Annotated in this window: 22 protein-coding genes; 11 read left to right on the forward strand and 11 right to left on the reverse strand. The window is 65.1% G+C overall.

Annotation, left to right across the window (positions count from 1 at the left end; all coding sequences use genetic code 11):
* Positions 1-3: 3 nt before the first annotated feature.
* The gene (locus FFS09_RS11900) at positions 4-720 is read right to left on the reverse strand and encodes a hypothetical protein (protein WP_137919090.1); all 717 of its coding nucleotides are present in this window, start codon (positions 718-720) and stop codon (positions 4-6) included.
* A gap of 105 nt (positions 721-825) precedes the next feature.
* Complete coding sequence (locus FFS09_RS11905; RefSeq protein WP_137919091.1) at positions 826-1,332, reverse strand: cupin domain-containing protein; 507 nt, start codon at positions 1,330-1,332, stop codon at positions 826-828.
* 99 nt (positions 1,333-1,431) lie between these two features.
* Between FFS09_RS11905 and FFS09_RS11910 the strand changes: the two genes are divergently transcribed.
* The 8 genes from FFS09_RS11910 (at position 1,432) to FFS09_RS11945 (ending at position 9,692) form a co-directional block, all read left to right on the forward strand.
* Positions 1,432-1,992, forward strand: a complete 561-nt coding sequence (locus FFS09_RS11910) for a DUF2889 domain-containing protein (RefSeq protein ID WP_137919092.1) — start codon at positions 1,432-1,434, stop codon at positions 1,990-1,992.
* 49 nt (positions 1,993-2,041) lie between these two features.
* Positions 2,042-2,941 carry a c-type cytochrome gene (locus FFS09_RS11915; protein ID WP_137919093.1) on the forward strand — a complete coding sequence of 300 codons (900 nt, stop codon included), beginning with the start codon at positions 2,042-2,044 and terminating at the stop codon, positions 2,939-2,941.
* 31 nt (positions 2,942-2,972) lie between these two features.
* Positions 2,973-3,422: a DUF1810 domain-containing protein gene (locus FFS09_RS11920; protein WP_137919094.1), complete on the forward strand. Its 450-nt coding sequence runs from the start codon at positions 2,973-2,975 to the stop codon at positions 3,420-3,422.
* Between the two features lie 30 nt (positions 3,423-3,452).
* Entirely contained in the window at positions 3,453-3,671 is a 219-nt protein-coding gene (locus FFS09_RS11925; RefSeq protein ID WP_137919095.1) for a hypothetical protein, read from the forward strand.
* A 428-nt stretch (positions 3,672-4,099) separates the two neighbouring features.
* Positions 4,100-5,659 carry an SIR2 family protein gene (locus tag FFS09_RS11930; RefSeq protein WP_137919096.1) on the forward strand — a complete coding sequence of 520 codons (1,560 nt, stop codon included), beginning with the start codon at positions 4,100-4,102 and terminating at the stop codon, positions 5,657-5,659.
* A gap of 277 nt (positions 5,660-5,936) precedes the next feature.
* Complete coding sequence (locus FFS09_RS11935) at positions 5,937-6,443, forward strand: hypothetical protein (RefSeq protein WP_137919097.1); 507 nt, start codon at positions 5,937-5,939, stop codon at positions 6,441-6,443.
* Positions 6,440-7,927, forward strand: a complete 1,488-nt coding sequence (locus FFS09_RS11940) for a reverse transcriptase domain-containing protein (RefSeq protein ID WP_137919098.1) — start codon at positions 6,440-6,442, stop codon at positions 7,925-7,927. Before FFS09_RS11935 ends, FFS09_RS11940 begins: the two co-directional genes overlap by 4 nt.
* A gap of 439 nt (positions 7,928-8,366) precedes the next feature.
* Positions 8,367-9,692: an NAD(P)/FAD-dependent oxidoreductase gene (locus FFS09_RS11945; protein WP_137919099.1), complete on the forward strand. Its 1,326-nt coding sequence runs from the start codon at positions 8,367-8,369 to the stop codon at positions 9,690-9,692.
* Positions 9,693-9,714: 22 nt separating this feature from the next.
* On the opposite strand, the gene FFS09_RS11950 is transcribed toward FFS09_RS11945, so the two are convergent.
* The 7 genes from FFS09_RS11950 to FFS09_RS11980 all read right to left on the reverse strand — a co-directional run bounded on the left by FFS09_RS11950 (position 9,715) and on the right by FFS09_RS11980 (position 17,971).
* Positions 9,715-10,458, reverse strand: a complete 744-nt coding sequence (locus FFS09_RS11950) for a class I SAM-dependent methyltransferase (RefSeq protein ID WP_137919100.1) — start codon at positions 10,456-10,458, stop codon at positions 9,715-9,717.
* Between the two features lie 322 nt (positions 10,459-10,780).
* Entirely contained in the window at positions 10,781-11,965 is a 1,185-nt protein-coding gene (locus FFS09_RS11955) for a serine hydrolase domain-containing protein (RefSeq protein ID WP_137919102.1), read from the reverse strand.
* A 45-nt stretch (positions 11,966-12,010) separates the two neighbouring features.
* A complete protein-coding gene (locus tag FFS09_RS30880; RefSeq protein ID WP_212745089.1) occupies positions 12,011-13,102 on the reverse strand; it encodes a competence protein CoiA family protein in 1,092 nt (363 codons plus the stop codon).
* Positions 13,103-13,173: 71 nt separating this feature from the next.
* Positions 13,174-13,620 (reverse strand): universal stress protein, encoded by a 447-nt coding sequence (locus tag FFS09_RS11965; protein WP_137919103.1) that lies wholly within the window; start codon positions 13,618-13,620, stop codon positions 13,174-13,176.
* A 76-nt stretch (positions 13,621-13,696) separates the two neighbouring features.
* The gene (locus FFS09_RS11970) at positions 13,697-16,345 is read right to left on the reverse strand and encodes a PAS domain S-box protein (protein WP_137919104.1); all 2,649 of its coding nucleotides are present in this window, start codon (positions 16,343-16,345) and stop codon (positions 13,697-13,699) included.
* Positions 16,342-17,391, reverse strand: a complete 1,050-nt coding sequence (locus tag FFS09_RS11975; protein ID WP_137919105.1) for an ABC transporter substrate-binding protein — start codon at positions 17,389-17,391, stop codon at positions 16,342-16,344. Before FFS09_RS11975 ends, FFS09_RS11970 begins: the two co-directional genes overlap by 4 nt.
* Before the next feature lie 121 nt (positions 17,392-17,512).
* Positions 17,513-17,971: a BON domain-containing protein gene (locus FFS09_RS11980; RefSeq protein WP_212745091.1), complete on the reverse strand. Its 459-nt coding sequence runs from the start codon at positions 17,969-17,971 to the stop codon at positions 17,513-17,515.
* A gap of 212 nt (positions 17,972-18,183) precedes the next feature.
* Between FFS09_RS11980 and FFS09_RS11985 the strand changes: the two genes are divergently transcribed.
* The gene (locus FFS09_RS11985) at positions 18,184-19,215 is read left to right on the forward strand and encodes an extracellular catalytic domain type 1 short-chain-length polyhydroxyalkanoate depolymerase (protein ID WP_137919106.1); all 1,032 of its coding nucleotides are present in this window, start codon (positions 18,184-18,186) and stop codon (positions 19,213-19,215) included.
* A gap of 84 nt (positions 19,216-19,299) precedes the next feature.
* Positions 19,300-20,025, forward strand: a complete 726-nt coding sequence (locus FFS09_RS11990; RefSeq protein ID WP_137919164.1) for a trypsin-like peptidase domain-containing protein — start codon at positions 19,300-19,302, stop codon at positions 20,023-20,025.
* Between the two features lie 6 nt (positions 20,026-20,031).
* On the opposite strand, the gene FFS09_RS11995 is transcribed toward FFS09_RS11990, so the two are convergent.
* The gene (locus tag FFS09_RS11995; RefSeq protein WP_171019990.1) at positions 20,032-21,267 is read right to left on the reverse strand and encodes a LysR family transcriptional regulator; all 1,236 of its coding nucleotides are present in this window, start codon (positions 21,265-21,267) and stop codon (positions 20,032-20,034) included.
* Positions 21,268-21,383: 116 nt separating this feature from the next.
* Here FFS09_RS11995 and FFS09_RS12000 point away from each other — a divergent pair, with 116 nt between their 5' ends.
* On the forward strand, positions 21,384-22,382 hold the full coding sequence (locus tag FFS09_RS12000) for a Bug family tripartite tricarboxylate transporter substrate binding protein (protein ID WP_137919108.1): 999 nt from the start codon (positions 21,384-21,386) through the stop codon (positions 22,380-22,382).
* A gap of 15 nt (positions 22,383-22,397) precedes the next feature.
* On the opposite strand, the gene FFS09_RS12005 is transcribed toward FFS09_RS12000, so the two are convergent.
* On the reverse strand, positions 22,398-23,372 hold the full coding sequence (locus FFS09_RS12005; RefSeq protein WP_137919109.1) for a Bug family tripartite tricarboxylate transporter substrate binding protein: 975 nt from the start codon (positions 23,370-23,372) through the stop codon (positions 22,398-22,400).
* Positions 23,373-23,401: the final 29 nt, after the last annotated feature.

Raw genomic sequence — 23,401 nt, forward strand, 5'->3', positions numbered from 1 at the left:
CTTCTAGACCCGCTCGCTGACCAGGCTGCCGACTTCCAGCGGCGCGGCGCTGCCATGGCCATGCTCGTCGTAGGACACGATGTCGGCCGGTGTGCTGTCTTCGGCCGACACACCATCGCCCATCACGTCCACGGCGGCGTCACCGCCGGCCGCCCTCTGCATCTCGGGGTGGGGCGTGTGCTCCAGCACCGCGGTGCCGGCGCGCTGCGGCACCAGCGGCTTGCGCGGGATCAACGACGCGGCCACGGCGGACAGGTCGGGCGCCGTGTCGCTCTGGTTGCCCAGCGCATCGCTGTTCGAAGGCTCGATGCCGAGCGCGCGGTCCACCACGGCGGCGCTGGCTTCCCACATGTTGGAGAGCACCTGCTGCAGGTGCTCCACCGTCCTCTTGCCTTTGGCCTGCTGCTGCTCGGCCGCGTCGGCGGCTTCCTGCCGGGCTTGCTGCCGCGCGGCCAGGTCGCGCGGCGCGGCGGCACCCGGCTCGGTTGCGGTCTTTGCGGTTGTGCTCGTGGCCGGTGGCGTGCGCCCGTCTTCCGCCCGCCGCGGGGTGGTGGGTGGCTGTGGGGTCGCGCGGTCCTCGCGGCCAAAGCCCGTCTGGGCCTTGCCATCGTGGCCACCGGCCTGCACAGGTTGCACGGCGGCGGCCGGCGACACCGGCGCCACGGCGGTGGACACCGGCGTCGGCCAGGACACGGCAGTGGTGCTCGAAATGTTCAGCATGGGCTTCCCCTCACGGCGGCCACCGGGCAGAAACAGGCCCGGTGTTCTTGAGGCAGTTGTCGGCAGCCCCCGCGGAAACTTGAGCGCTTTCTTACGACCGGCGCGTCACACGCCGCCGGTGGGGTGCGTCGGGTCGACCCAGAGCACCTGTTCGGGCTTTTCCACCGGCTCGATGTCCAGGTTGACCGCCACCGCCTGCCCGTCACTGCGGCAGAGCACGCATTCCAGCACCTCGGTGGCGCTGGCGTTGATTTCCTGGTGCGGCACGAAGGGCGGCACGTAAATGAAATCGCCCGGGCCGGCCTCGGCCGTGAACTCCAGGTGCTCGCCCCAGCGCATGCGCGCGCGACCGCGCACCACATAGATCACGCTCTCCAGCGGGCCATGGTGGTGCGCGCCGGTCTTGGCGTTGGCGTGGATGGTGACGGTGCCGGCCCAGAGCTTTTGCGCCCCGACGCGCGCGAAGTTGATCGCGGCCTTGCGGTCCATGCCCGGCGTCGAAGGCACGTTGCCGTCGAGCTGGTTGCCGGGGATCACGCGCACGCCGTCGTGCTTCCAGGCCGGGTCGTGGGCGTGATCGTCGGGGGCGTCGTGCGGGTGGTCGTGGGCCATGGCGGGTCTCCTGTGTCGCAGGTCTTCAGTGTGCCAGCGTGCAGGCGGCGGCGCTGGGCAGGAGAATGTGGGGCGCCCCACACAGATCAGGAGAACAACTTGCCCTTGCCCGAGCCCGCCCCCCGCCAGCCCATGCACACCCGGCGCGTCACGTACCAGGGCTTCCTGCGCGAGGACGGGCTGTGGGAGATCGAAGGCGAACTGCACGACAGCAAGCCGCACGACTTCGATATCCACGGCACAGTCCGCCCGGCCAACGAGCCCTTTCACCACATGCGCATCCGGGTCAGCTTCGACGAAGCGATGGTGATCCACGCCGTCGCGGTGGCCATGGACGCCTTCCCGCACGCCCCCTGCCCCGACGCCATGCCCAACCTGCAGCGCATGGTGGGCGAGGTGCTCGGGCGCGGCTGGCGGCACACCATCCAGCGTCACCTCGGCGACATCCAGGGCTGCACACACCTGCGCGAACTGCTGTTCAATCTCGCCACCGCGGCCTTCCAGACGCGCTCGGGCGCTTTCGCCCCCAACGCCGACGGCCGCCCGCCCGCGCACTTGGGCCAATGCGTGGGCTGGGATTTCAACGGGCCGGTGGTCGAGCGCGTGTACCCGATGTTCTTTCGCTGGCAGCCGCCGGCGAAACCACGCAGCACCGCCTGACCCGCGCGGGGCGAGCAGCCCCTGGCTTTCTTCGAACGAGGAGCGGCGTATGGCGACAAGGACCTGGGTTCGTGTGGTGCTCGGTGGCGTCGTGGGGCTGGTGGTGATGGCGGCACTGCTGGTCGGCGCGGGCCTGTTCCTGGCCGAGCGGAAGATGCAGCGCCGCGTGGAGGTGCCGGTGCAACCGGTGGCGCTGCGCAACGACGCGGCGTCCCTCGAACGCGGCAAATACCTGTTTTCTTCGCGCGGGTGCGTGGACTGCCACGGCAGCGGCGGCACCGGCAAAACCTTCGTGGACGACGGTGGCCTGGTGATCGCCGGCCCCAACATCACCACCGGCCCGGGCGGTGTGGTGGCCGCCTACCAGCCGGTGGACTGGGTGCGCAGCATCCGCCACGGCGTGAACCCCAAGGGCCGCCCGCTGATGATCATGCCCAGCGAGGACTACAACCGCTTCACCGACGACGACCTGGCCTCGCTGGTGGCCTATGTGCGCTCGCTGCCGCCGGGCAGCGGACAAGGCGCGGTGGTGAAGCTGCCGGTGCCCGTGCGCGCGCTGTACGGCTTCGGCGCCATCCAGGACGCGGCCGCCCGCATCGACCACACGCTGCCGCCGCAGCAACCGGTGCCCGAGGGCGTGACCGTGAAACACGGCGAATACGTGGCCAACATGTGCCTGGGCTGCCACGGCGTGGGCTTTGCTGGCGGCAAGGTGCCCGGCGGCCCACCCGACTGGCCACCCGCCGCCAACCTCACCCCTGGCGAAGGCAGCGTGATGCCACGGTACGCGGATGCGGACACGCTGATCGCGATGTTCCGCAGTGGCAAGCGGCCCGATGGCAGCGAGGTGAAGGTGATGCCGTTTGGTTCGCTCGGGGCGATGAGCGAGACGGACCTGCGGGCGCTGTACCTGTACCTCAAGGGCTTGCCGGCAAAGCCGCACGGGTGAATGCGGGCGGGCGCGGCGCGCTCATTGACCCATGTCCAACGACCACGACGACGCCTCGCTCGAACGCTTCGTCCAGGCACAGGCACGGGACTACGCGCAGGCCCTGGCCGAGTTGCAAGCCGGCCGCAAGCAGACGCACTGGATCTGGTACGTGCTGCCGCAACTGCGCGGGTTGGGCCACAGCCCCATGGCAGAGCGCTACGGCATTAGCGGGCGCGCGGAGGCCGAAGCCTATGTGGCGCACCCGGTGCTGGGGTCGCGGTTGATCGCTTGTGTGCGTGCCGTCCTGGCGCACCCGGAGCGCAGCGCGGTGGAGATGCTCGGCGTGGTGGATGCGATGAAGTTCCAGTCGTGCCTGACGCTGTTCGCCACGGTGGCGCCGCACGAGCCTTGCTTTGCGGAAGCGTTGGCAGCCTTTTACGGTGGAGAGCGCGACGCGCAGACCCTGAGGCTGCTGGATGCCGAGAGCGGCTTAGACTGACGCAAGTTCCAAGACCCACCTGACAACGCGATGAAAACCATAGACGAGATGCTGAACCTGGCTTTGCTGACGCCGGATCAGCACCACCAGATCAGCGCCTGGATTGCGCGAGCCGACACACCCGAAGACATCTTGAAGATGCCTGCACCACTGTGGAAGGCCGTCGAGCGGGCCAGCGAGGTCATGGGGATCGATGAGGACCTTGTGCGTCCACCGTCGCTGGATGCTGATGGCATTGCTTATAGCTAGGCGAGGCTCTCAATCGACTGAGTGCTTGATCGTCGCTAAAAGGGGGATGGCTCGCAGGTTGGCACTCAGCGAGAGCATGTGTCGAATCTTTCGACCCAACGGCGGCTTCAGACTGGACTGAGTCACCCGCGGCCGACGTCCTGGAAGACGGCAGCTTTCAACACCGAGCGGTCGATGGCAAGTGCTCCGTAGGGCAGCAATGCCGCCAAGACTGGCAAATCGATGAGGTGTGGCCGCAGGCCATTCTCGGACCGGTTGCGCGCGAGGCGAACTGGAGTTGTCGACTCACTGCGGCCGGTCACTGTTCCCGAGAGCGGTTGCAGGTGCTCAGTAAAAACAGACATCTAGCGTGCGAAAGGTTGTTTGGGGAAGCACCTTTCATCATCTTGGTAGAGTTCAGTCACCCAAAGCATAGCTCGTCAATATCCATGTCTATCAAAGATGATCTCATTGCCCATTTTTCCGAAGCGCCGTCGGCGCCATTTCTATTCGTCGGCTCCGGATTCTCCAGGCGATATCTGGGCCTTGAGGACTGGAGTGCACTATTGCAGCGTTTCTCAAAAGACCTAAAACCCTACGAGTACTACCTAACAAGCGCGGATGGAAAGCTACCGCGCGTTGCCTCACTTTTAGCGGCCGATTTCCATCAACACTGGTGGACATCTGACGTATACAAGGAAAGCAGGGAAAAAAACAAGGCGAAGGCAAAGGATGCAACGTCGGCACTTCGCATTGAGATATGCAACTACTTAAGTGTAACGACTCAATTAGGCCCGGCAAAGGAGTACGCCGAAGAGATTGCCCTTCTATCGAAATTGAACGTTGATGGTATTGTCACGACTAACTGGGACACATTGCTTGAGAATCTCTTTCCAGACTACAAGGTATTTGTTGGTCAGAATGAGCTATTATTTTCTAACACGCAGGCGATTGGTGAAATCTACAAGATACATGGGTCAACATCGAGACCTGCTTCGCTTGTCCTGACAGAAGAGGACTATGATGGATTCCACTCGGCAAATCCGTATTTGGCAGCCAAACTCATAACAATTTTCGTAGAGCACCCTGTCGTTTTCATTGGATACTCGTTAACGGATCCGAATGTGCTTGATCTCCTTCGCGGCATCACGTTGGTCTTAGGGCAAGATAACCTAGTAAAACTTCAGAACAATCTCATTTTTGTCCAACGAGCACACGGTCAGCAGGCGCAGTACAGCAAAACACTTATTGCTATTGATGGAGGACAGCTTCCCATTACGATCGTTAAAAGCGATAGTTACGCTCCAATCTATGAGGCACTAGAGTCGATAAAACGAAAAATCCCGGCACGAGTTCTGCGGTATTGTAAGGAGCAGTTATACGAGATGGTGCGCAACACCGAGCCATCCGAGAAGCTATGCGTTGTTGATGTTGACGATATTGACAAGAAGGAAGATATCGAATTTGTGGTTGGAGTTGGCGTAGCGAGCGAAAAGGCTGGTCAAATCGGCTATCACGGCATTAGCGTCTTAGATTTATTCAAGGACTTTCTCGCTGATAAAAGTAAGTTCGACGCAAAAGCAATTTTGAACAAGACTGTTCCCGACCTAGGTCGGGGTGCAACATACATTCCAGTATTCAGGTACCTTAAAGAAGCCGGTATCAACACTCAGGAGGCGTACAAAAAATCCGGACTTTTTCTTGCAAAGCATCTTCCTTTAAAGGGTGCCGAACACTACCGATCACGCCCATATGCGAAGCCCTTCGTCAAGACAGAAAAAGACAAAACTGCGGACCAAATTATCGCAACCAACTCACCAGAAAAGGCCGCAATGTTTCTTCCATACCTTTCCAAGGATCGTTTTGACGTCGCGGCGGTGAGAGCGTTTTTGCTAAAAAATGTTGATAGATTCGAGAGCAGCTTTCCTTACTCCACCTATTTTAGGAAGCTAGCTTGCCTATGTGACTATTATCAGTTTGGGTGGAGTTCACGCACAAAGATCGAATAATTTTCGGACATTTCAGTCGCTCTTGACTGTGGTGCCGAACATCTCGACACAGAGGTTGAGGGTGTTCTCGAGATTTTCGAGAAAACAAAGACCTGAGGAAATCACCTGCGACCGCACTGACTCTCGAGTCGGGGTGGCCGCTCTGGCTGGGAGCATTGGGGGCATATCCCTGATATTGAGATAATATTCGTGAAATAAATTGTACAAGGCAGCTATGAGGGCACCATCAGTCGAAAGGTTCGGGGAGGACGTTCGGAAACTCTTTGCGGAGAACCGAATGGTGGTTTTCCTATGCGGCCCCTCTCTCCTCTTGGCGGACAAGAATCCGGGAGCAGCACTGCGCAAGCGACTCAAGGATGCTCTAGAAGTAGAGGGCTTTGAGGTTGTACTTGGCGAAGATGATGGTCTTGAAGACGTTCGGCTGACGGAAACGGGAGGCTACGCCCACGACAATGAACTTGAGTTCATCCGGCGTGAATGTGGTGCAATTGTTCTTATTGCCGATAGCGTTGGTTCATTTTGTGAATTGGGATTGTTTGTGCACTGGCTCGCCAACAACCCTGACAGAACGTGCGATTTCGTCTTGATTGCAGACGAAAAATACAAGGATGATAAATCATATTTCAACGAAGGCCCAGCAAATGCCGCCGAGCATTTTGGTCGGACCTTATACGTGGAATTCGCGACTGCCGATATAAAACCAATTCTTAAACGATTGAGAGGGCGGCGGTCAACTCAGTTGTTTTCCGGTCATGGACGCCCGGCCGGAAGAGTTAAGTCATGAGTGTTAATGTCAATACTCGACTGATAAGACTCGGTCTTGGATGTATTCAGCCGGCAAGCGCGGATGATGTCAGCAAATTTCTGGCGTTATCTCTCGAAGTTGAGGAAGAGCCGATTTCTCCAGAAGCAATCCAAATCATCTTAGATGAATGGTCCTCGCAGAAGGATGTTGTCTGCGTGCATTTAAGGCAGCGACTATATTCGCTAACCCGTCAAGGTGACGGGAGGCTGACACCGAAAGAGAGACATCTTCGAGACAAAACCAGACTATTTTTGCTCAAGGAGCTTCGAGCTGCTACACTCAGAAGGCCAGAAGCTGAGGAACCAGAGAAGGCTGATGTTTCGTCAGCCGTATTTATTGACTCAGCGACACAAGAGGAGCGGCCAAAAGGCGCGGCCGCCAATCCTCGCGTAGCTCCGGGTGCCGGCCGCGCCTTTTGGCCGCTCCTAGCTAAGCAACTTTTTGTTGGCTCTTCCCCTTCAGCTTCTGGCCTTCGTTTCCGCTTCTGCTCCTTCCCCACAATTTCAGACTGCTGCAAGGCGGCAGGCGATGATTCTATTCCTGCGGATGGAATAGGAATTAACGAAATCTCCTTAGGTTTGGGTATTAGCCCAGGCTTATTGACATCATTTCTAGCTAGACCCGAGCGGTACTACCGAGTCTTCGAAATTCCGAAAGCGAATGGAAAATCAAGACAAATTCAAGCTCCAAGAACGATGATCAAGGTACTTCAGTACTTTTTTTTGGACTATCTACTCAATTGGCTTGAAGCTCATCCAACGGCGACGGCCTACTCGCGCGGCAGCTCAATTAGAAAGAATGCTCAGGTACACACCGAAAAAAAATATGTCGCAAATATTGATGTGTCAAACTTCTTTCCATCGCTCACGATAGGCATCGTTGCCAAAAGCTTAGTAGCTGCGGGTTTAAGTAGTAACACCGCAGTACTGGTAGCACGGCTTTCTTCATACAAAGGGGGACTTCCACAAGGTGCTCCGACAAGCGCTGCCTTGTCGAATATCGTTATGCGCGAATTTGACGCAAGCGTGTCAGAATCATGCAATTCGCTTGGCGTCAGCTACACCCGATATGCTGATGACATGACGTTCAGCGGGATGGAGTTGGATGGCGTCAAGCAAGCGATCTGCTTTGCAAAGGAGCGCCTCACAGAAATGCGGTTGACGCTCAACGATCAAAAGACAAGGATATTCGGCCCAGGCACTAGGCAGGTGGTCACCGGTGTTGTGGTCAACGATTGGCCTCAGCCTTCACGTGTGGATCGACGGCGTTTAAGAGCTGAGTTGCATCAAGCAAAAATCTCACCGGCCAACTCCGTCGCAAAGTACCAGCAACTGCTGGGACGCGCGGCCTACATGCTTTCGTACGCCAGAGAGGAGAGACCAGTGGGAGCGATATCGAGGGCATACGTGGAAGATGCTTTAGCTGGCGTGAAGATGCTAAGGCACTTTACGCACAATGAATGAGGCACTCGGGGCACAGTGATGAGTTAAGGGGCGCCCCATGACGAAGTGTGTTTGCGCTGCTAGCCAGCTACAGGCTGCAATGGGTCACCATTGCCTGTTCGGCGGATCAGCGAGGGCCGCTCAGGCGGGCGTCAATCTCAAGGCCGCAAACAATGTCAGCATGGCCCCTGACCGGTCACTAAGTCAGCGCCATCACTGAGACCTGGATGACGGAGATGTGGTGGGCACGGTGAATCGCAGGTGCCTCCAACAGTGCCGGAGCCGCTGCATAGCCGACGAGCAGAACACAACGCGCAAAGGCCGGTGGCAGGACGCGTTGAGGCGTCGTCCCCGGTACCGAGCCTGATCGAACTGCACCTGACTGAGAGATCCAAGCGCCCAATGCCAACGTGGTATTTTTGCGTTTGCCCATGCGCGCCACAACTCAGGAGACGATCCGATGCAGCTTGACGAAAATTGCGATGTCCTCGTGGTCGGCGGCGGCCCTGCCGGCTCCACCATCGCTGCGCTGCTCGCGCGCGAAGGCCGCAAGGTGGTGCTGCTGGAGAAGGAGCACCATCCCCGCTTCCATATCGGCGAGTCGCTGCTGCCCGGCAACGTGGCCTTGTTCGACAAGCTCGGTGTGCGCGATCAGGTCGAGAAGATCGGCATGCCGAAGTACGGCATCGAGTTCGTGCCACCCGACCTCGACTATTGCAGCTATGTCGATTTCGCCGAGGGCTGGGACCCGTCGATGGCATCGGCGTGGCAGGTCCGTCGTTCCGAACTGGACGAGCTGCTGTTTCGCCATGCCACCACCACGGGTGCCCTGGCGCTCGAAGGCGCGAAGGTCACGGACGTCGCGTTCGATGACGATGGCGCCCGGGTCGAGGCGGTGCTTGACGACGGCGGGTCACGCAGCTGGCGCGCGCGTTTCGTGGTCGACGCCACGGGCCGCGACACGCTGCTGGCGAACAAGTTCAGGTGCAAGGAAAAGAACAAGGACCACAACAGCACGGCCCTGTTCGGCCATTTCCGCGGCGCCCGGCGCCTGGAAGGCAAGCGCGAAGGCAACATCAGCATCTGCTGGTTCGAGCACGGCTGGTTCTGGTTCATCCCGCTGGCCGACGGCACCACGAGCGTGGGTGCGGTGTGTTGGGCCTACTACCTGAAGGCGCGCAACAAGCCACTGAAGGACTACTTCTTCGACACGATCGCCCTGTGCCCGGAACTGCACGATCGGCTCAAGGACGCCACGCTGGTGGACGACAAGGTGCATGCCACCGGCAACTTCGCCTATTCCAGCACGCATGCCACCGGCGACCGCTACCTGATGGTGGGCGACGCCTTCACGTTCATCGACCCGATGTTCTCCTCAGGCGTCTTTCTGGCGATGCAGAGTGCCTTCGATGGCGCGCAATTCGTCGCCACGGCGCTGGACCGACCGCAGCAACTGCCCGCTGCCCGCGCCGCGCTCGAAAAGCGTGTGCGGGTGGGCCCGCGCGACTATTCCTGGTTCATCTACCGCGTCACCAACCCCACCATTCGGGACATGTTCATGCACCCGAACAACCGGTTCAAGGTCAAGCAGGGCCTCATGTCGCTGCTGGCCGCCGACATTCACCACGGGCCGGCCTACCGGATGTCGCTGGTGATGTTCAAGCTGATCTATTACGTGGTCTCGGTGACGAACTGGCGGCGCACCTATGACGGCTGGAAACGGCACCGCCTCAACATCCGCGACATGGGGCCTTTGAGCGGCGAGACGATCATGAAAGCGGATTGACCGCCGCGCCTCGCCCGTCAACTCACGGCCGCACGGCCGTGTATTCCGAGAAGATGCCCAGTTCGGTGTGGCGCTTGACCTGCAGGAAGCCTGCACGCTCCATCGCCTGGAGGATCTGAGCGGGCGGGATGCAGCTCTCGATGGTGTCCCAGTAATAACGCCACAACTCGGCACTGCCGCGCTCGCGGGCGACGATGCGCGCCAGGGCCGGCACGATGTGTCGCATGTAGAACTTCACGAAGGCGCGCGACAGGCGGCTCGAAGGCTGGCTGATCTCCAGGATCAGCAGCTTGCCGCCGGGCCGCAGAACCCGGTGGAATTCGCGCAGCGCGGCGTCCACGTCCGACACATGCCGGAACGCATAACCGAAGCTCAGGAAGTCGGCTTCGCCCGTGGCACACGGCAACTCCTCCGCCCGGCCGGCGCGCAGTTCGACGCCCGGCAGATCCACCTGCGCCAACATGCCCGGACTCGGGTCGACGCCGATGAGGCGGCCCTGCTCGCCGATCAGGTCGCAGGCCTGGCGCGCCAGCAGCCCTGTGCCGATGCCCACGTCCACGACCTTGTCGCCAGATGCCAAACCGGCCCGGACCAGCGCGTCCCGCCGGTACTTGCCACCCGATCCGAACGCCATGGCGCGCTCGATCCGGTCGTAGTCGACGGCGGTCTCGTCGAAGATGCGGCGCACGTAGCGCGCATGGTCTGCCTCGTCGCGGTAGTAGGCGGGCAGCGGTGCATGCGGTAGCTGCGTGGTCGGTTCGATCAAGGGTCTGCTCCTGGTGCCATGGAAACCTGGATGGTATCCGTGTGCACCCTGGAGCCGGAGATTACCGATGCGGTGGTGGCATGTCAGCGGCCAGACGGCAAGGCTGGCGTGCGGCCCGTATCGGTCAGCGCAAGCCGAAGAAGCTCAGGATGATCCCAATCACGACCACAAGACCCACGATATAGATGATGGTGTTCACGGCAGTCTCCATGTGTGTGTATGAGCGATCCATCGTAGGGAGACTGGCTCACAGGGCCTGTCAGCCGTGTCGCGGTCCCGCTGTAGGACAAGGACGGCCCCGCAGCGGTAGTCCGCCCTCACATCACCCCACCACCGCCCCATACACCAGCCCACGCATCACCGACCGGTAGTGAATGCGCTGGTTCGGCGCCTGCGCCATGAAGATCGCGAACATCTCCAGGGCAGGGTCGACGAAGAAGTGCGTGCCGCCGATGCCGCTCCAGTGGTAGGTGCCGACGGAGCCGGGCACGGGTGCCTCGCCCGCCGCCGTGCGCACGGCAAAGCCCAGGCCGAAGCTGTGGCCGGGGGGCAGCAGTGCGTTGTCGATGGCGATGGCGCGGCCCAGGTGGTCGGCCGTCATGAAGGCCAGGGTGTGCGGTGACAGCAGGCGCTGGCCCTCAAGCTCACCACCGCCCAGCAAGCACTGCAGGAAGCGCGCGTAGTCGTGCGCGGTGGACATGAGGCCGCCGCCGCCCATTTCCAGCGCGGGCACTTCGCGCGGGTCGTGCATGGGCATCGGTGCGCCGCCGTCGGGGTCTTGTTCAAAAGCCTCGGCGATGCGGTGGTGCTGCGTGGGTGGCACGAAGAAGGCGGTCTCGTGCATGCCCAGGGGTTGCAGGATGGTCTCGCGCAGGAAGGCACCGAGCGGCTGGCCGGTGATCACTTCGATCACGCGGCCCAGCACATCGGTGGCGCGGCTATAGGCCCAGGCGGTGCCGGGCTGGTGGGCCAGCGGCAGCGCGGCCAGGCGGTCGCACAGCTCGGCGTTGGTCTGCTGGCGGTTGACCAGGCCAGCCTGCGCGTAGAGCGCGTTCACGTGGCCGTTGCCGGTGAACTCGTAGGTGAGGCCGGCGGTGTGGCGCAACAGGTCCTGCACGGTGCTCGGGCGATGGGCGGGCACCAGCGCCACGCCGTGCGGCCCGGGCACCGCCACCTGCTGTTGCAGGAAGCCGGGGATGTAGCGGCCCACCGGGTCGTCCAGCAGCAGCCGGCCCTGCTCCACCAGCATCATGGCCGCCACCGAGACAATGGGCTTGGTCATGGAGTAGATGCGGAAGATCGCGTCGGTGCCCATGGCTGTGTCGCGCGCGGGGTCGAGCCGGCCCACAGCGGCATCGAGCACCACGCGGCCGCGCCGCGCGATCAGCACCGACGCGCCGGGCAGGCGCCCGCGGTCCACGTCGCGCTGCAGCACCTGCACGATGCGTTGTGTGCGTTCGGGGCACAGCCCCACGTTGGCCGGCGTGGCCGTTGGCAATCCATGCATGTTCTGGCTCTCCTGACAGGGGCGTGCCCCGATCTTAGAGCCGGTTCACAAACCCTCGAACGCGGCCGGGTCGCGGTCGCTGCGCGTGAGCACCGTGCGGCGGGACAGATACGTCACCGCGGCCAGAAAGCTCGTGCACCGCACCACGCCCGCGGACAGGTCGGCCACGCCCACGGTTTCGGGCAAGGCCTGGGTCCAGCCTTCGAACGGATGGGGATGGGGCGCGAGCGCGTAGAACTTTTCCGACGCGCTGCGCCAGTCGGTCGGGCCCTTGCGGTCGAGTCGGTAGAGCAGCCAGGCCTGGGTGTCGGAGAGCCGGTAGAAGGTGAAGCTCACGTTGGGCGCGTGGTCGGGCGCGCAGGTATGGCGCGGCGCCACCTCCGGCGTGGCGGGTGCGCCGGGGCCGTAGAAGAGCGGTGCGGGCGGCGCGGCTTCGACGTCGCCGGCACGGGCAGCGCCGCCTGCCGTGTCGGCCACGGCCAGCCAGTTGCGGTACACCTGCGCGCTGCGCGCCTCCAGCCGGGCTTGCGCGGCGGCGGCCAGCCCGAGCGAGTCGGGGTGGTGGCGCCAGGCCATCTCGCCGTGCTGTTCCAGATGCAGGTTGAGCGCGTGCCGATCGCGCAGCGCCGAGGCCGGCGGCGGGCTGCAGCGGAAGACCACTTGTGCGCCATCGGCTTCGGGCGGCAGCGGGGCGTCTTCCACCACCACAAAGAGGTGCAGGTCCACGCCGGTGTCGAGCCGCGCCTGTGCCACGGGCTCGTGCGCGGCGCCCAAGGGGTGCCATTGCAGCGGGCCCATCACGCGGGCGTGCCACTGCACCTCTTCGTGCACGTTGACGAGGGCGCCGACGATGGCCACCCGCTGGCGCCAGGGCGGCAGCAACAATTCCCCCGCATCGCCGCGTGCCTGCAGGTGCTCGGTCATCAAGCGGCGCAACATGCTGTGGGCCGCGGTCGCGCACTCGGGCCGTTCCTGCGAGGCTTCGTGCGCGAAGTGCCATTCGTAGGCCGCACCCTGCCGCGCCACCAGCGGGCTGCCGCACACCGGGCAGAGACAGCCGCACTCCGCCCCGCGCTCGACCTCACTGATGAAGCGGAGCGCGCCGGTGGCGTCCAGGGCGGCAAAGAGGGGTGTCACGGGAGATTCGGACCGCTAAACGTACAAGAAGCCGGTCGGGGCCGGCTCCTGGTGTGTCAGCGCTGGCCTGGTCAGTCGGGTTGTGCGTCCTCCGGCACCTTCACCAGTGTGACCGGCACGGGCGACTGCTGCACCATTTCCTGCGACACCGAGCCCAGCACCGCCGCGCGCAGGCCGCTGCCGCGTGTGCTCATGATCACGGCATCGCAGGCGTGGCTCTCGATGATCTCGACCAGTTGGTGCGCCGCGTCGCCACTGGCCACCGCCTGCTCGACCTGCATGCCCGCGGCGCTCAGCAGCGCCACGGCCGGGCGCACGAGGTCGCGGCCCGCGGCCTCGCTCACCTGCTGCAACACCACCGGGTTGTGCGCCACCACCAGTTCGTAGAGGGTGGCGGATTCCTGCACGTTGGCGACCACGAAGCGCGCCTTGAGTCCGGCGCCCACCAGCCGCAAGGCATGGTGCACCGCCAGCAGGGCGTGTGTGGAACCGTCGACGGGGATGAGGATTTTCAGCATGGTCGCTCCGCAAAACAGGACACGGCCATCCTAATACGCCCGCGCGACAAACGCACACGCGCGGGCAAAGCGTTGTTCACGCGCGGAACTCCAGGTAGAACGTGGCGCCCTGGCCCGGCGAACTCTCGGCCCACACGCGCCCGCCCATGCGCTGCACCGCCTTGGCCACCAGCGCCAGCCCGACGCCGGTGCCCGCATAGTCTTCGGCGCGCTGCAGGCGCTGGAAGATGCCGAAGATGCGGTCGTGGTGTTTCATGTCGAAGCCCACGCCGTTGTCTTTCACCCAGAGAATGCGCCGGGTGCCTTCGCTGCGCGCGCCGATCTCCACCTGCGGCTGGTCGTGGCTCGCGCTGAACTTGATGGCGTTGCCCACCAGGTTGCGCAGCACCACCGCCAGACCTTCGGGGTCGAGCCGCAGCGTCATGGGTTCGAGCTGCAAGCTCACGGCCGTGTGGGCCGATGCAATGTCGGCGGCCTGGCTTTCCAGCACCAGGTCCACCAGCGGCTGCAGCACCACGGCGTGTTGCTCCATGGTGCGGCGCTCCATGCGCGAGTAGTCCAGCAGGTCGGAAATGAGCGCGGCCATCTGCTGCACACCGCGTCGGATGCGGCCGATGAACTGCCGCCCTTCTTCGTCCAGGTTGCGGCTGTGCTCTTCTTCGAGCAACTGGCTGTAGCCGTCGATGCCGCGCAGCGGCGCTTTCAGGTCGTGCGAGACGGTGTACGAGAAGGCCTCGAGTTCGCGGTTGGCCGCGCTGAGCTGCTCGGTGCGCTCGGCCACGCGCTGCTCCAGTTTGGCGTTGATGCGTTCCAGGTTGGTCTGCGCCTGTTTGAGCTGCGTGATGTCGAGCAGGGTGCCGCTGTACTGGTAGCCCGCGCCATCGGCCAGGACGCGGCATTCCACGCTGCCGCGGAACCAGCGCTCGCGCCCCAGTCCCGGATGGCGGCGGAACTCGGCGTGCAGGCGGCCGCGTTTGGGCAGGGCTTGCATGAAGGCCGCCACGCGCTCGCGGTCGTCGGGGTGCAGGCAGTCGAGGTAGGCGTCGAGATCGGGCGGCGGGCCCACCGTTTCCTCGCGGCCGATGTTGCGGTACATCTGGCGCGACCACCAGATCTTCTGCGTCTGCGTGTCGTACAGCCAGCTGCCCAGGCCCGCCATGGCCTCGGCCTGTTCCAGCAGGCCTTTCTGGTCGCTCAGGGCCTGGCTGGTCTGCAGCCGTTCGGTGATGTCCTGGACGATGGAGAAGAGGTGCTTGAGGCGGCCGTCGGGCTCGCGCACCGCGCGCACGTGGATTTCGGTGTGCACGTGGCTGCCGTCCCAGCGCACGAAGCGCTTTTGCATCTGGTAGCTCTCGGACAGGCCGGCCTTCATGCGGTCGAGCAGCTGGAGGTTGCGCTCCAGGTCGGGCGACGGCGTCATCTCGGCCCACGTCAACTTCAGCAATTCATCGCGCGGGTAGCCGAGGATTTCGCACAGGCGGTCGTTGACCTGCAGCCAACTGGTGCTGGTCGGCGAGGAGATCGCCATGCCGATCAAGGGCAGTTCGTAGAAGAGCCGTTGGAATTCGGCCTGCTCGCGCTGCGCGATCTGCGCCTCTTTCTGCACGGTGATGTCGAGCAACACGCCGCTGATGCCGGTGACCTTGCCTTCGGCGTTGCGCGTGAGCGCGCTGCGGTCGTCGATCCAGATCCAGCGGCCGTCGGCACAGCGCAGGCGGTATTCCTGGCGGTACTGGTCGGGACCGTGTTCGAGGTATTGGTCGATCTCGGCGTTGACGCGCCCGACGTCGTCGGGATGGATCAGGTCGTCGTAGGTCATGCGGCCTTGCAGCAAGGGCTCGGGTGCGTAGCCCCATTGGGCAATGGACGGGCTCACGTAGTGGATGGGGCAACCGATCACATTGAACCACTCGATGACCACCAGGGGTGAGCGCGCGACCACGTCGCTCATGCGCTGGAGTTGGGCGTGGCTGGCTTGCAGGCGTTCGGCCATGCGGTCGGCCGCGGCGCCAATGAGCGCGAGTTCGTCGCGCCCCTGCAGCCCGGTGCGGGCCTGCAACTGCCCCTCGCCCATGGTGGTCAGCGCGCGGGCCAGTTGCTCGGCGCGGCGAAACCAGGCCCAGTGCAGCAGCAGCGCCAGCAAGCCCACCAGCACGAGCAACACCACGCTTTCGCGCAGCATCTGCGCGCGCATGCCCGCCATGCGCAGGGCGATGGGCTGGCTGAGGTCGACCACGGTGAGCAGCTCGCGGCCGGGCTCCAGCGTGGCCCGGCCGAACAGGTGGGACGCGCCGGGTGGGCGGGCCACTTGCACCGTCGCACCCACCAGCGGCTTGGCGAACAGCGACTGGATCTCCACCAGGTCGGGGCACTGGCTCTGCAGATCGACGAAGTTCTGGCCAATGTCGGAGCGCATCAGGGAGGCCAGCACCTTGCCATGGACGTCGACCAGATACGCGTGTTCCATGCCGCCATACAGCCCCAGACCGCCCACGAGCCGGCGCACCAGCAGCGTGCTGACGGTGCCGGTTTCGGCGCTCAGCCGGCTTTGCTCGACGCCCAGGCGTTCGCGCAAGCGCTGCGTCTCGCTCTCGGTGACCTGCCGATCGACCTCGCGCCATTCCAGAACCAGATTGACAGCGGCGGTGGTCAGGGCAAACGCGGCGAGCAACAGCGGCGCGAGCCAGCGCGCCGGAATGGACAGAAGGCGGGACACCGGCTTCATGGCGAGGGCGGGCTCGTGGAGACGCGCATGGCGGGCCCGGCATCGATCAGCGTGGCCCAGTCCGGCGCCGCGCGCAGCAGGCCCAGCTCCTGCAGCAGGAGGGCCATGTCCTTGCCTTGCTGCGCCAGCAAGGGCTCCTCGCCGATGAGCAGGTCCTGCGATTGCGCCGGCGTGTAGTGGCGCAAGCCCCGCTGCACCGCCTGGTATTGCGCCGGGGACAGGTCGGCGCCAGGAGCTAGCGAGGCGGCGGCGCCCGCGGGGTCTTGTTGCATCGCGTCCAGACCGGCGGCCCAGGCCCGCAACAGCGCGTCCACCGCCTGCGGCCGTTGGCGCAGCACGTCGGCGCGCACCACCAGCACGTCCACGATCTCGCCGGGCAGTTGGCGGCTGTCGAAGATGGCGCGGTAGCCCTGCGCCTGGATCGGGCCGTCCATCGGCGCGTAACTCACGGCGGCGGCCACGCGCTCGCTTTGCAACGCGGTCAGGTGCTGGGTGGCGTCCATGCGCACCACGGTCACGTCCTCGCGCTGCAGCCGGGCCTTGCGCAGCAGGCGCTCGAGCATCAGCGTGCCCACGGTGGCGTCTTCCACCGCGATGCGCTCGCCGCGCAGCGCCTGCAGGTTCCGGATGCGTGGCGCGGCCACCACCACGTCGGCGCCGGCCGAGGTGTCGAGCACGGCGATGATGCGCACGTCGAACCCGCTGTCGACCAGGCGCAGGGCTTCGTCCATGGTCAGGCCGGCGGCGTCGAGCAAACCGTTGCGCAGGTGGCGCAGGGCCTCGGCGCTGGAGATGAGTTCCACCACCTTGACCTGCTGCGCGTCCGCCAGACCCCGGTCGCGCGCGAGCACCAGGGGGTCGTAACCCACCCAGGTGTTCAGACCGACAACGAGTGGCGGCTGGGGCAATTCGCCGCAGGCGATCAGCCCGAAAACCAGCCCTGTCGCCACCAGCGGGCGCGCAGCCCACGCACGCGCGCGAGAAAACCATGCGCGCGAGCCCTCCCCTTCGGGCCTATGGCCCTGATGTGATGTCCCGACTTCCATGGAAACATTCTGTCACCAATGAAGGCCGGTTCGAGAAGAGCAGGTGGTAACAGACCGGAAATCGTGCCTTTCGGCCCAGCCTGTCACCGTTGCGCGGCGCCGCCAGGGCGCCGGCGCCGGGTCATTGCTTGACGGTCATGCCGTTCTGCACGCGCTGGGCGCCTTCCACGGCCTTGGCAACCTCCACGGCGCGGTCGATCTGGGCCTGGGTGTCCACCACGCCCGAGAGCTGAACTTCGCCGCCCACGGTGGTCACCTTGATGTCCATGCCCTTGACCGTGTCGTCGGCCAGCAAGGCGGTCTTCACCTTGGTGGTGACCACCGTGTCGTCGATCTTCCCGCCCACGGTGGTGGACGGTGTGCCCGGTGCACTGGGTGCGCTGGGCATGCTCGACGTTGGCGGCGCCTCGGCAGGCGGGACCGCGGCGGGCGGTGTCGGCTCCATGGGCGGGGCGGAAGCGGGCGGCGAGCCCGGAGGCGTGTCCATCGGTGCCTCGGCCTTGTTGCAGGCGGCCAGGGCGGCGATCGAGAGGGCGATCGCGGTGGCACCGATCAGTCGGGTGGTGTTTGAAGTGTTCATGCGATTTCTCCTGTGAGGTTATGCCGAAGTGGTGACATGAAAGTCACTGTCCTACGCACCCGCGCATATGTCCGTTCGCTAGCGCACACAAGGTCCAGGGCCATGTGCGGCACGCAACAGACACGAAGGCGTCGGCAAAGAACACTGTGCAAACACCCAACAAGGGCTTTTCACATGCACCGCACCACTCCAGCCCGCACGATCGCCAACGCATGAAACGCCGCGGACTCTCGCGCGCGACCTCGGCCTGGGTCAAAGCCTTCAACCGCAACCTGCGCGCCGCCACGCGCGCCGCGGCGAAACGGCCTCGTCCCCCGCGGCCGGTGCGCCCACGCACGACCGCCAGCGCGTCGCCCGCCAGGACGGGCGACTGGATACCAGGCCTGGCCATGGGCCCGCACGGCGCGCGCCGGTTCCGGCTCTACCGTCCCACGGGCCTGCAAGCGGGCGAAACGGTGCCTTTGCTGGTGATGCTGCACGGCTGCAACCAGGACGCCGCGGCCTTTGCCGCCAGCACCCGCATGAACGCCCTCGCGCGCCGCGAACGGTTCATGGTGCTCTACCCCGAACAAGACCGCCTGGCGAATGCGCAGCGCTGCTGGAACTGGTACGAGACGCGCAATGGCCGCGCCCTCGGCGAGGTGGCGCTCATCCTGGCGGCCATCGACCAGGTGTGCCTGCTCTACCCGGTGGACCGCACGCGCATCGCGCTGGCCGGGCTCTCGGCCGGCGCGGGCATGGCGGCCTTGCTGGCCACCCGACACCCGGATCGTTTCCAGGCGGTGGTGATGCACTCTGGCGTGGGGCCCGGTATGGCGGCGTCCACCGCCACCGCGCTCGCGGCCATGCGCGGGCGCCGCCCGCCCCAACCCCGCGAGCCGCAGGCCGAACCGGAACCTTGGCCACCCCTCTTGGTGATCCAGGGGGGCACCGATCTCGTGGTGTCGCCGCGCAACGGCGCGGCCGTGGCGCAGATGTGGGCCGAGCACGTGGGCGCCACCACCACCGCACCCCGCGCGGTGCAGCGAGGCCAGCGCCACCCCATGACGGTGACCGACGCCAGACGCAAGGGCCGCACGGTGGTCACGCTGGTCGAGGTGCCGCAGTTGGGCCATGCCTGGAGCGGCGGCGCGGCCAGCCAGGCGTACAGCGACCCGAAAGGGCCCGACGCCTCGCGCATGGCCTGGGCCTTTGTGTTGCGCCAGTTTCGCCAGCGTCCTACACAGGAACAGGCACAAGGATGAGACACTGAACCGATGAACAACAAGACCCGAACCGCCGCCAAGTCCAGAACCGCGGCGAAGCCCGCTGCCCCGCCGCCGCCCGTGCTGGTGGACCCGCTGTTCCTGGCCGCGCCGCAGGTGTCGACCTTCGTGGGCACGCAGCCGCTGACCAACGCCAGCGGCTTCTTCTTCGAGCGCGATGAGCGCCTGTACCTGGTCACGAGCCGGCACGTGCTGATCGACGAAGCCACCGACCACCGGCCCGACCGCATCGAGATCGGCCTGCATATGGACGCCACCAACCTCACGCTGTCCACCGGCTTCTCGGTGCCGCTGTACGTGGACGGCCTCGCGGTGTGGCACCAGGGTTGCGACAGCGGCGGCGAGATCGACGTGGCCGTGATCGAACTGGACCGCAGCGCCTTCCCCGCCGAAGCCGTGGTGCGCGCCTTCACGCCGGCGCACCTGCAAACCGATTTCAATGCCGTGCCGGCCGACACCTCGTTGATGATCGTGGGTTTTCCGCTCGGCTTTCACGACGTGGTGCACCACCTGCCGGTGCTGCGCCATGCGGCGATCGCCTCGCCCTTCGGCGTCCGGTTCCAGGCCCAGGGCTTCTTTCTCACCGACGCGCGCACCCACCGCGGCACCAGCGGCGCGGCCGTCGTGATGCGCGACACCTCGCCCGGCACCACCGCCCTGCCCTGGAAACTGCTGGGCGTGCACTCCTCGCGCATGGACATGGGCAACCGCGACCTGGTGCAGGACGAGTCGCTCGGGCTGAACTGCGCGTGGTACGCCGACATCCTGCTCACACTGACGGCGGTGTGAGGCTCTTCAAGGGCTGCGCGCCCTGAGCTGCTCCCACAAGTAGACGCAGGACGGTGGCCACGCGAAGGCGCGCCGCACGGTGATGCCGATGCGGCGGTCCACGCCCTGCAGTTTCACCGGCACGCGCACCAGCGCGCCGCTGTGAAGGTCCTCCTGGATCTGCAGGGGTGACATCAGCGCGATGTGGTCACTCTCCAGGAGCAGCGCGCGCACCAGCGACGGGCTGTTGGCGTGGAACGAGACCGGCGGCAGATCGAGGCCAGCGGCGCGAAACGCCCGCTCAAACGCGGCATGAGCCGGCGTGTTCTCCAGCGGTGCGATCCAGGTCTGCGCGCGCAGCTGGCGCAAGGAAGGCGCGCGCCGCACCGACGCGAGCGCGTGGCCCCGGCGCACCACCGCGACCAGCGACTCGCGGAACAGCTCGTGCTCCTCCAGCTCGGGCGCCACGAGCTCGCCGCGCAAGGGGCCGAGGACCATGTCCAGGTCGCCGGTCTTGAGCTGCCGGGCCATGGCCTCGTAGGTGCCGTCGCTGATGGTCACGACCACGTTGGGCATCTGCCGCAACAGCCCCGCCAGGGCTTGCGGCGCGAGCGACGTGCTGGCCATGGGCAACACACCTAGGTGCAACCGCCCCGAGGCCTCGCCGCGGTAGGCGGAGATCTGCTCCTGCAGCACGCGCAGGATGTCGAGCACACGCTTGAGCGGCGCCAGCACGCGCTCGCCATCGCGCGTGAGGCGCAGGCCGCGTGGCGTGCGCTGCACCAGCGCGCGACCGTAGGCCGTCTGCAGCGAGCGCAACTGCTGGCTGACGGCGGGTTGAGACAGGCCGAGCGCCCGCGCGGCCTGCGTTTCATGCGCGCGTTCGGCGCACACCACGAAGCAGCGCAGCATGGGCACCGTGAGCACGCGAAACAGGCTGTCCACCCGGCGCTGCATCGGCAACGACCACGGCGCCTGCGGCGGTCCTTCCGAGGTGCTGAGCGCAAGTTCGGCGCGCACGCCCTCGCACGCGCGCACCACCGCCAGGCCCGGCACGGTGCACACCATGCCGCGCGCGCCGCGCTCGAACAAGGCCAGGCCCAGGGCCTGCTCCATCAGCTGAATGCTGCGCGTGACGGTCGAGGTGGAGACATGCAGGCGCAAGGCCGCCTCGGCCGCCGTGCCACCCTCGTGCGTGGCCTCGACCATGCGCAAGGCGCGCAAGCGGCTCTCGAAGGGCGGATCGGCGAGGTTTCTCGTCATGGTGGCTGGGTGCGTCATAAGCAGAATGCAATTCTCGTCCAGGATATTGCATGGGTGGCGGCGCCCTGTGCGGCGACACTGCGCAAGTTCACCATCACACAGCGACAACCAGAGACATGACACACCCGAACGCATCCCGCACCCGCCGCCACTTTGCGCTGAGCGCACTGGCCGCCCTCGCCGCCTTCTCGTTCGGCCCCGCGCAGGCACAAGCGCCGCAGATCCCGAAGACCGTCAAGATGCTGATCCCGTTCCCGCCGGGCGGCTCGACCGACCTGCTCGGCCGTGCCGTGGGTGCACGCCTGGCCACGCAACTGGGCATCACCGTGGTGATCGAGAACAAGGGTGGCGCGGCCGGTTCCGTGGGCGCGGGCGAGTTCGCGCGCATGCCGACCGATGGCAGCGCGCTCATGATGGGCCACATCGGCACGCTGGCGATCAACCCGTCGATCTACCCCAAGCTGCCCTACGACCCGATCAAGAGCTTCGCCCCGGTCGCGCTGGTGGCGCGCGTGCCCAACGTGCTGGTGGTCAACGAGAAATTCCCCGCGAAGAATTTCAAGGAATTCATCGCCCAGGCCAAGGCCCAGCCGGGCCGCCTGAACTACTCGTCGGGTGGCAATGGCAGCGCGGCGCACATCACCATGGAGTTCCTCAAGCAGGAAACCGGTGTCTTCATGCCGCACATCCCGTACCGCGGTGCGGCCCCGGCCATTTCCGACGTGCTCGGCGGGCAGGTCGAGACGATCTTCACTGGCTCGCCGGCGCTGATCGCCCACATCCGTTCGGGCCGCCTGCGCGCGCTGGCGGTGTCCAGCGACAAGCGCATGGCGCAGTTGCCCGACGTGCCCACGGTCGCCGAAAGCGGCTACCCCGGCTTCGAGGCCGACCAGTGGTACGGCGTGGTGGCGCCCGCGGGCACGCCAGCGGCCATCGTGGCGTTCTACAACGCGGAGATCAACAAGGCGCTGAACTCACCCGAAATGGAGCGCGCGCTCGCCACCGAAGGCGCCATTCCCACGCCGACCACGCCGCAGGCCTTTGGCGCGTTGATCGCCAAGGAAATTCCGCGCTGGGCCAAGGTGATCAAGGCGGGCAACGTCAAGGCCGACTGAGCGTTCCTGTGAGCCTCATTCGAGCTTGAGCTCGAGCTTGCCGACGAGGCCGCGCCACTTGGCGATGCCCTGCTCCATGGAGCGCGTGGCATCGGCCGGTGTGCCACCAATCGGGTCCGCGCCCTCGGTCTCCAGGGCCGTGCGCACGTCCGGCGACTTCAGGATGCGGTTGACCTCGGCGTTGAGTTTGGTGACGACGTCCCTGGGCGTGCCCTTGGGCACCATCAGCGCGAACCAGCCGTTGCCCTCATAACCGGCCAGTCCCGCTTCGGCCACGGTGGGAACGTCGGGCAGCGCCGGGGAACGCTGCGAGCCTGTGACCGCCAACGCGCGCAGGCTGCCGGCCTTGATCTGCTGGCGCACCAGGGGCAGCGGGGCGAAATTCAGCTGGATCGTGCCGGCCATCAGATCGGTGATCGCCGGGCCGCTGCCCTTGTAGGGCACATGGGTCATGCGCACGTCCGCCATTGACGCGAACAACTCGCCGAACAGATGGTTCGACGTGCCCGCGCCCGACGAACCGTAGTTCAGCTTGCCGGGGTTGGCCTTGGCGTAGGCGATCAGGCCTTTGATGTCCTTGACCGGCAGGCTCGGGGTGACGGTCACGATGGTCGGCGGCGTCGCCAGCAGCACCACCGGGATCAGGTCGGTCGCGGGGTCGTACGACAGGTTCTTGTACAGGCTCTGCGCCACCAGGATGTTGCCGAACGCCGCCAGCACCAGGGTGTGGCCATCGGGTTTGGACCTGGCCACCTGGGTGACGCCCGTCGTGCCGCCCGCGCCAGGGCGGTTTTCCACCACCACGGTCTGGTTCCAGGCTTCGCCGAGCTTCTGGGCAATGATGCGGCCCAACAGGTCGGTGTTGCCGCCGGGCGTGTAGGGCACGACCAGTTGAATGGTTTTGCTGGGGTACGGTTCGGCCGCCGTGGCGAACGGGCTGGCGGCCGCCACACCGGCGGTCAGCACCGCCGAAAGAAGTTGTTTCCACATGCGCATCGGTTCTGCTCTCGCGGTTGTCG

This window comes from Hydrogenophaga sp. 2FB, from assembly GCF_005503365.1.
In the GTDB taxonomy this organism is placed as follows: Bacteria; Pseudomonadota; Gammaproteobacteria; order Burkholderiales; family Burkholderiaceae_C; genus Hydrogenophaga.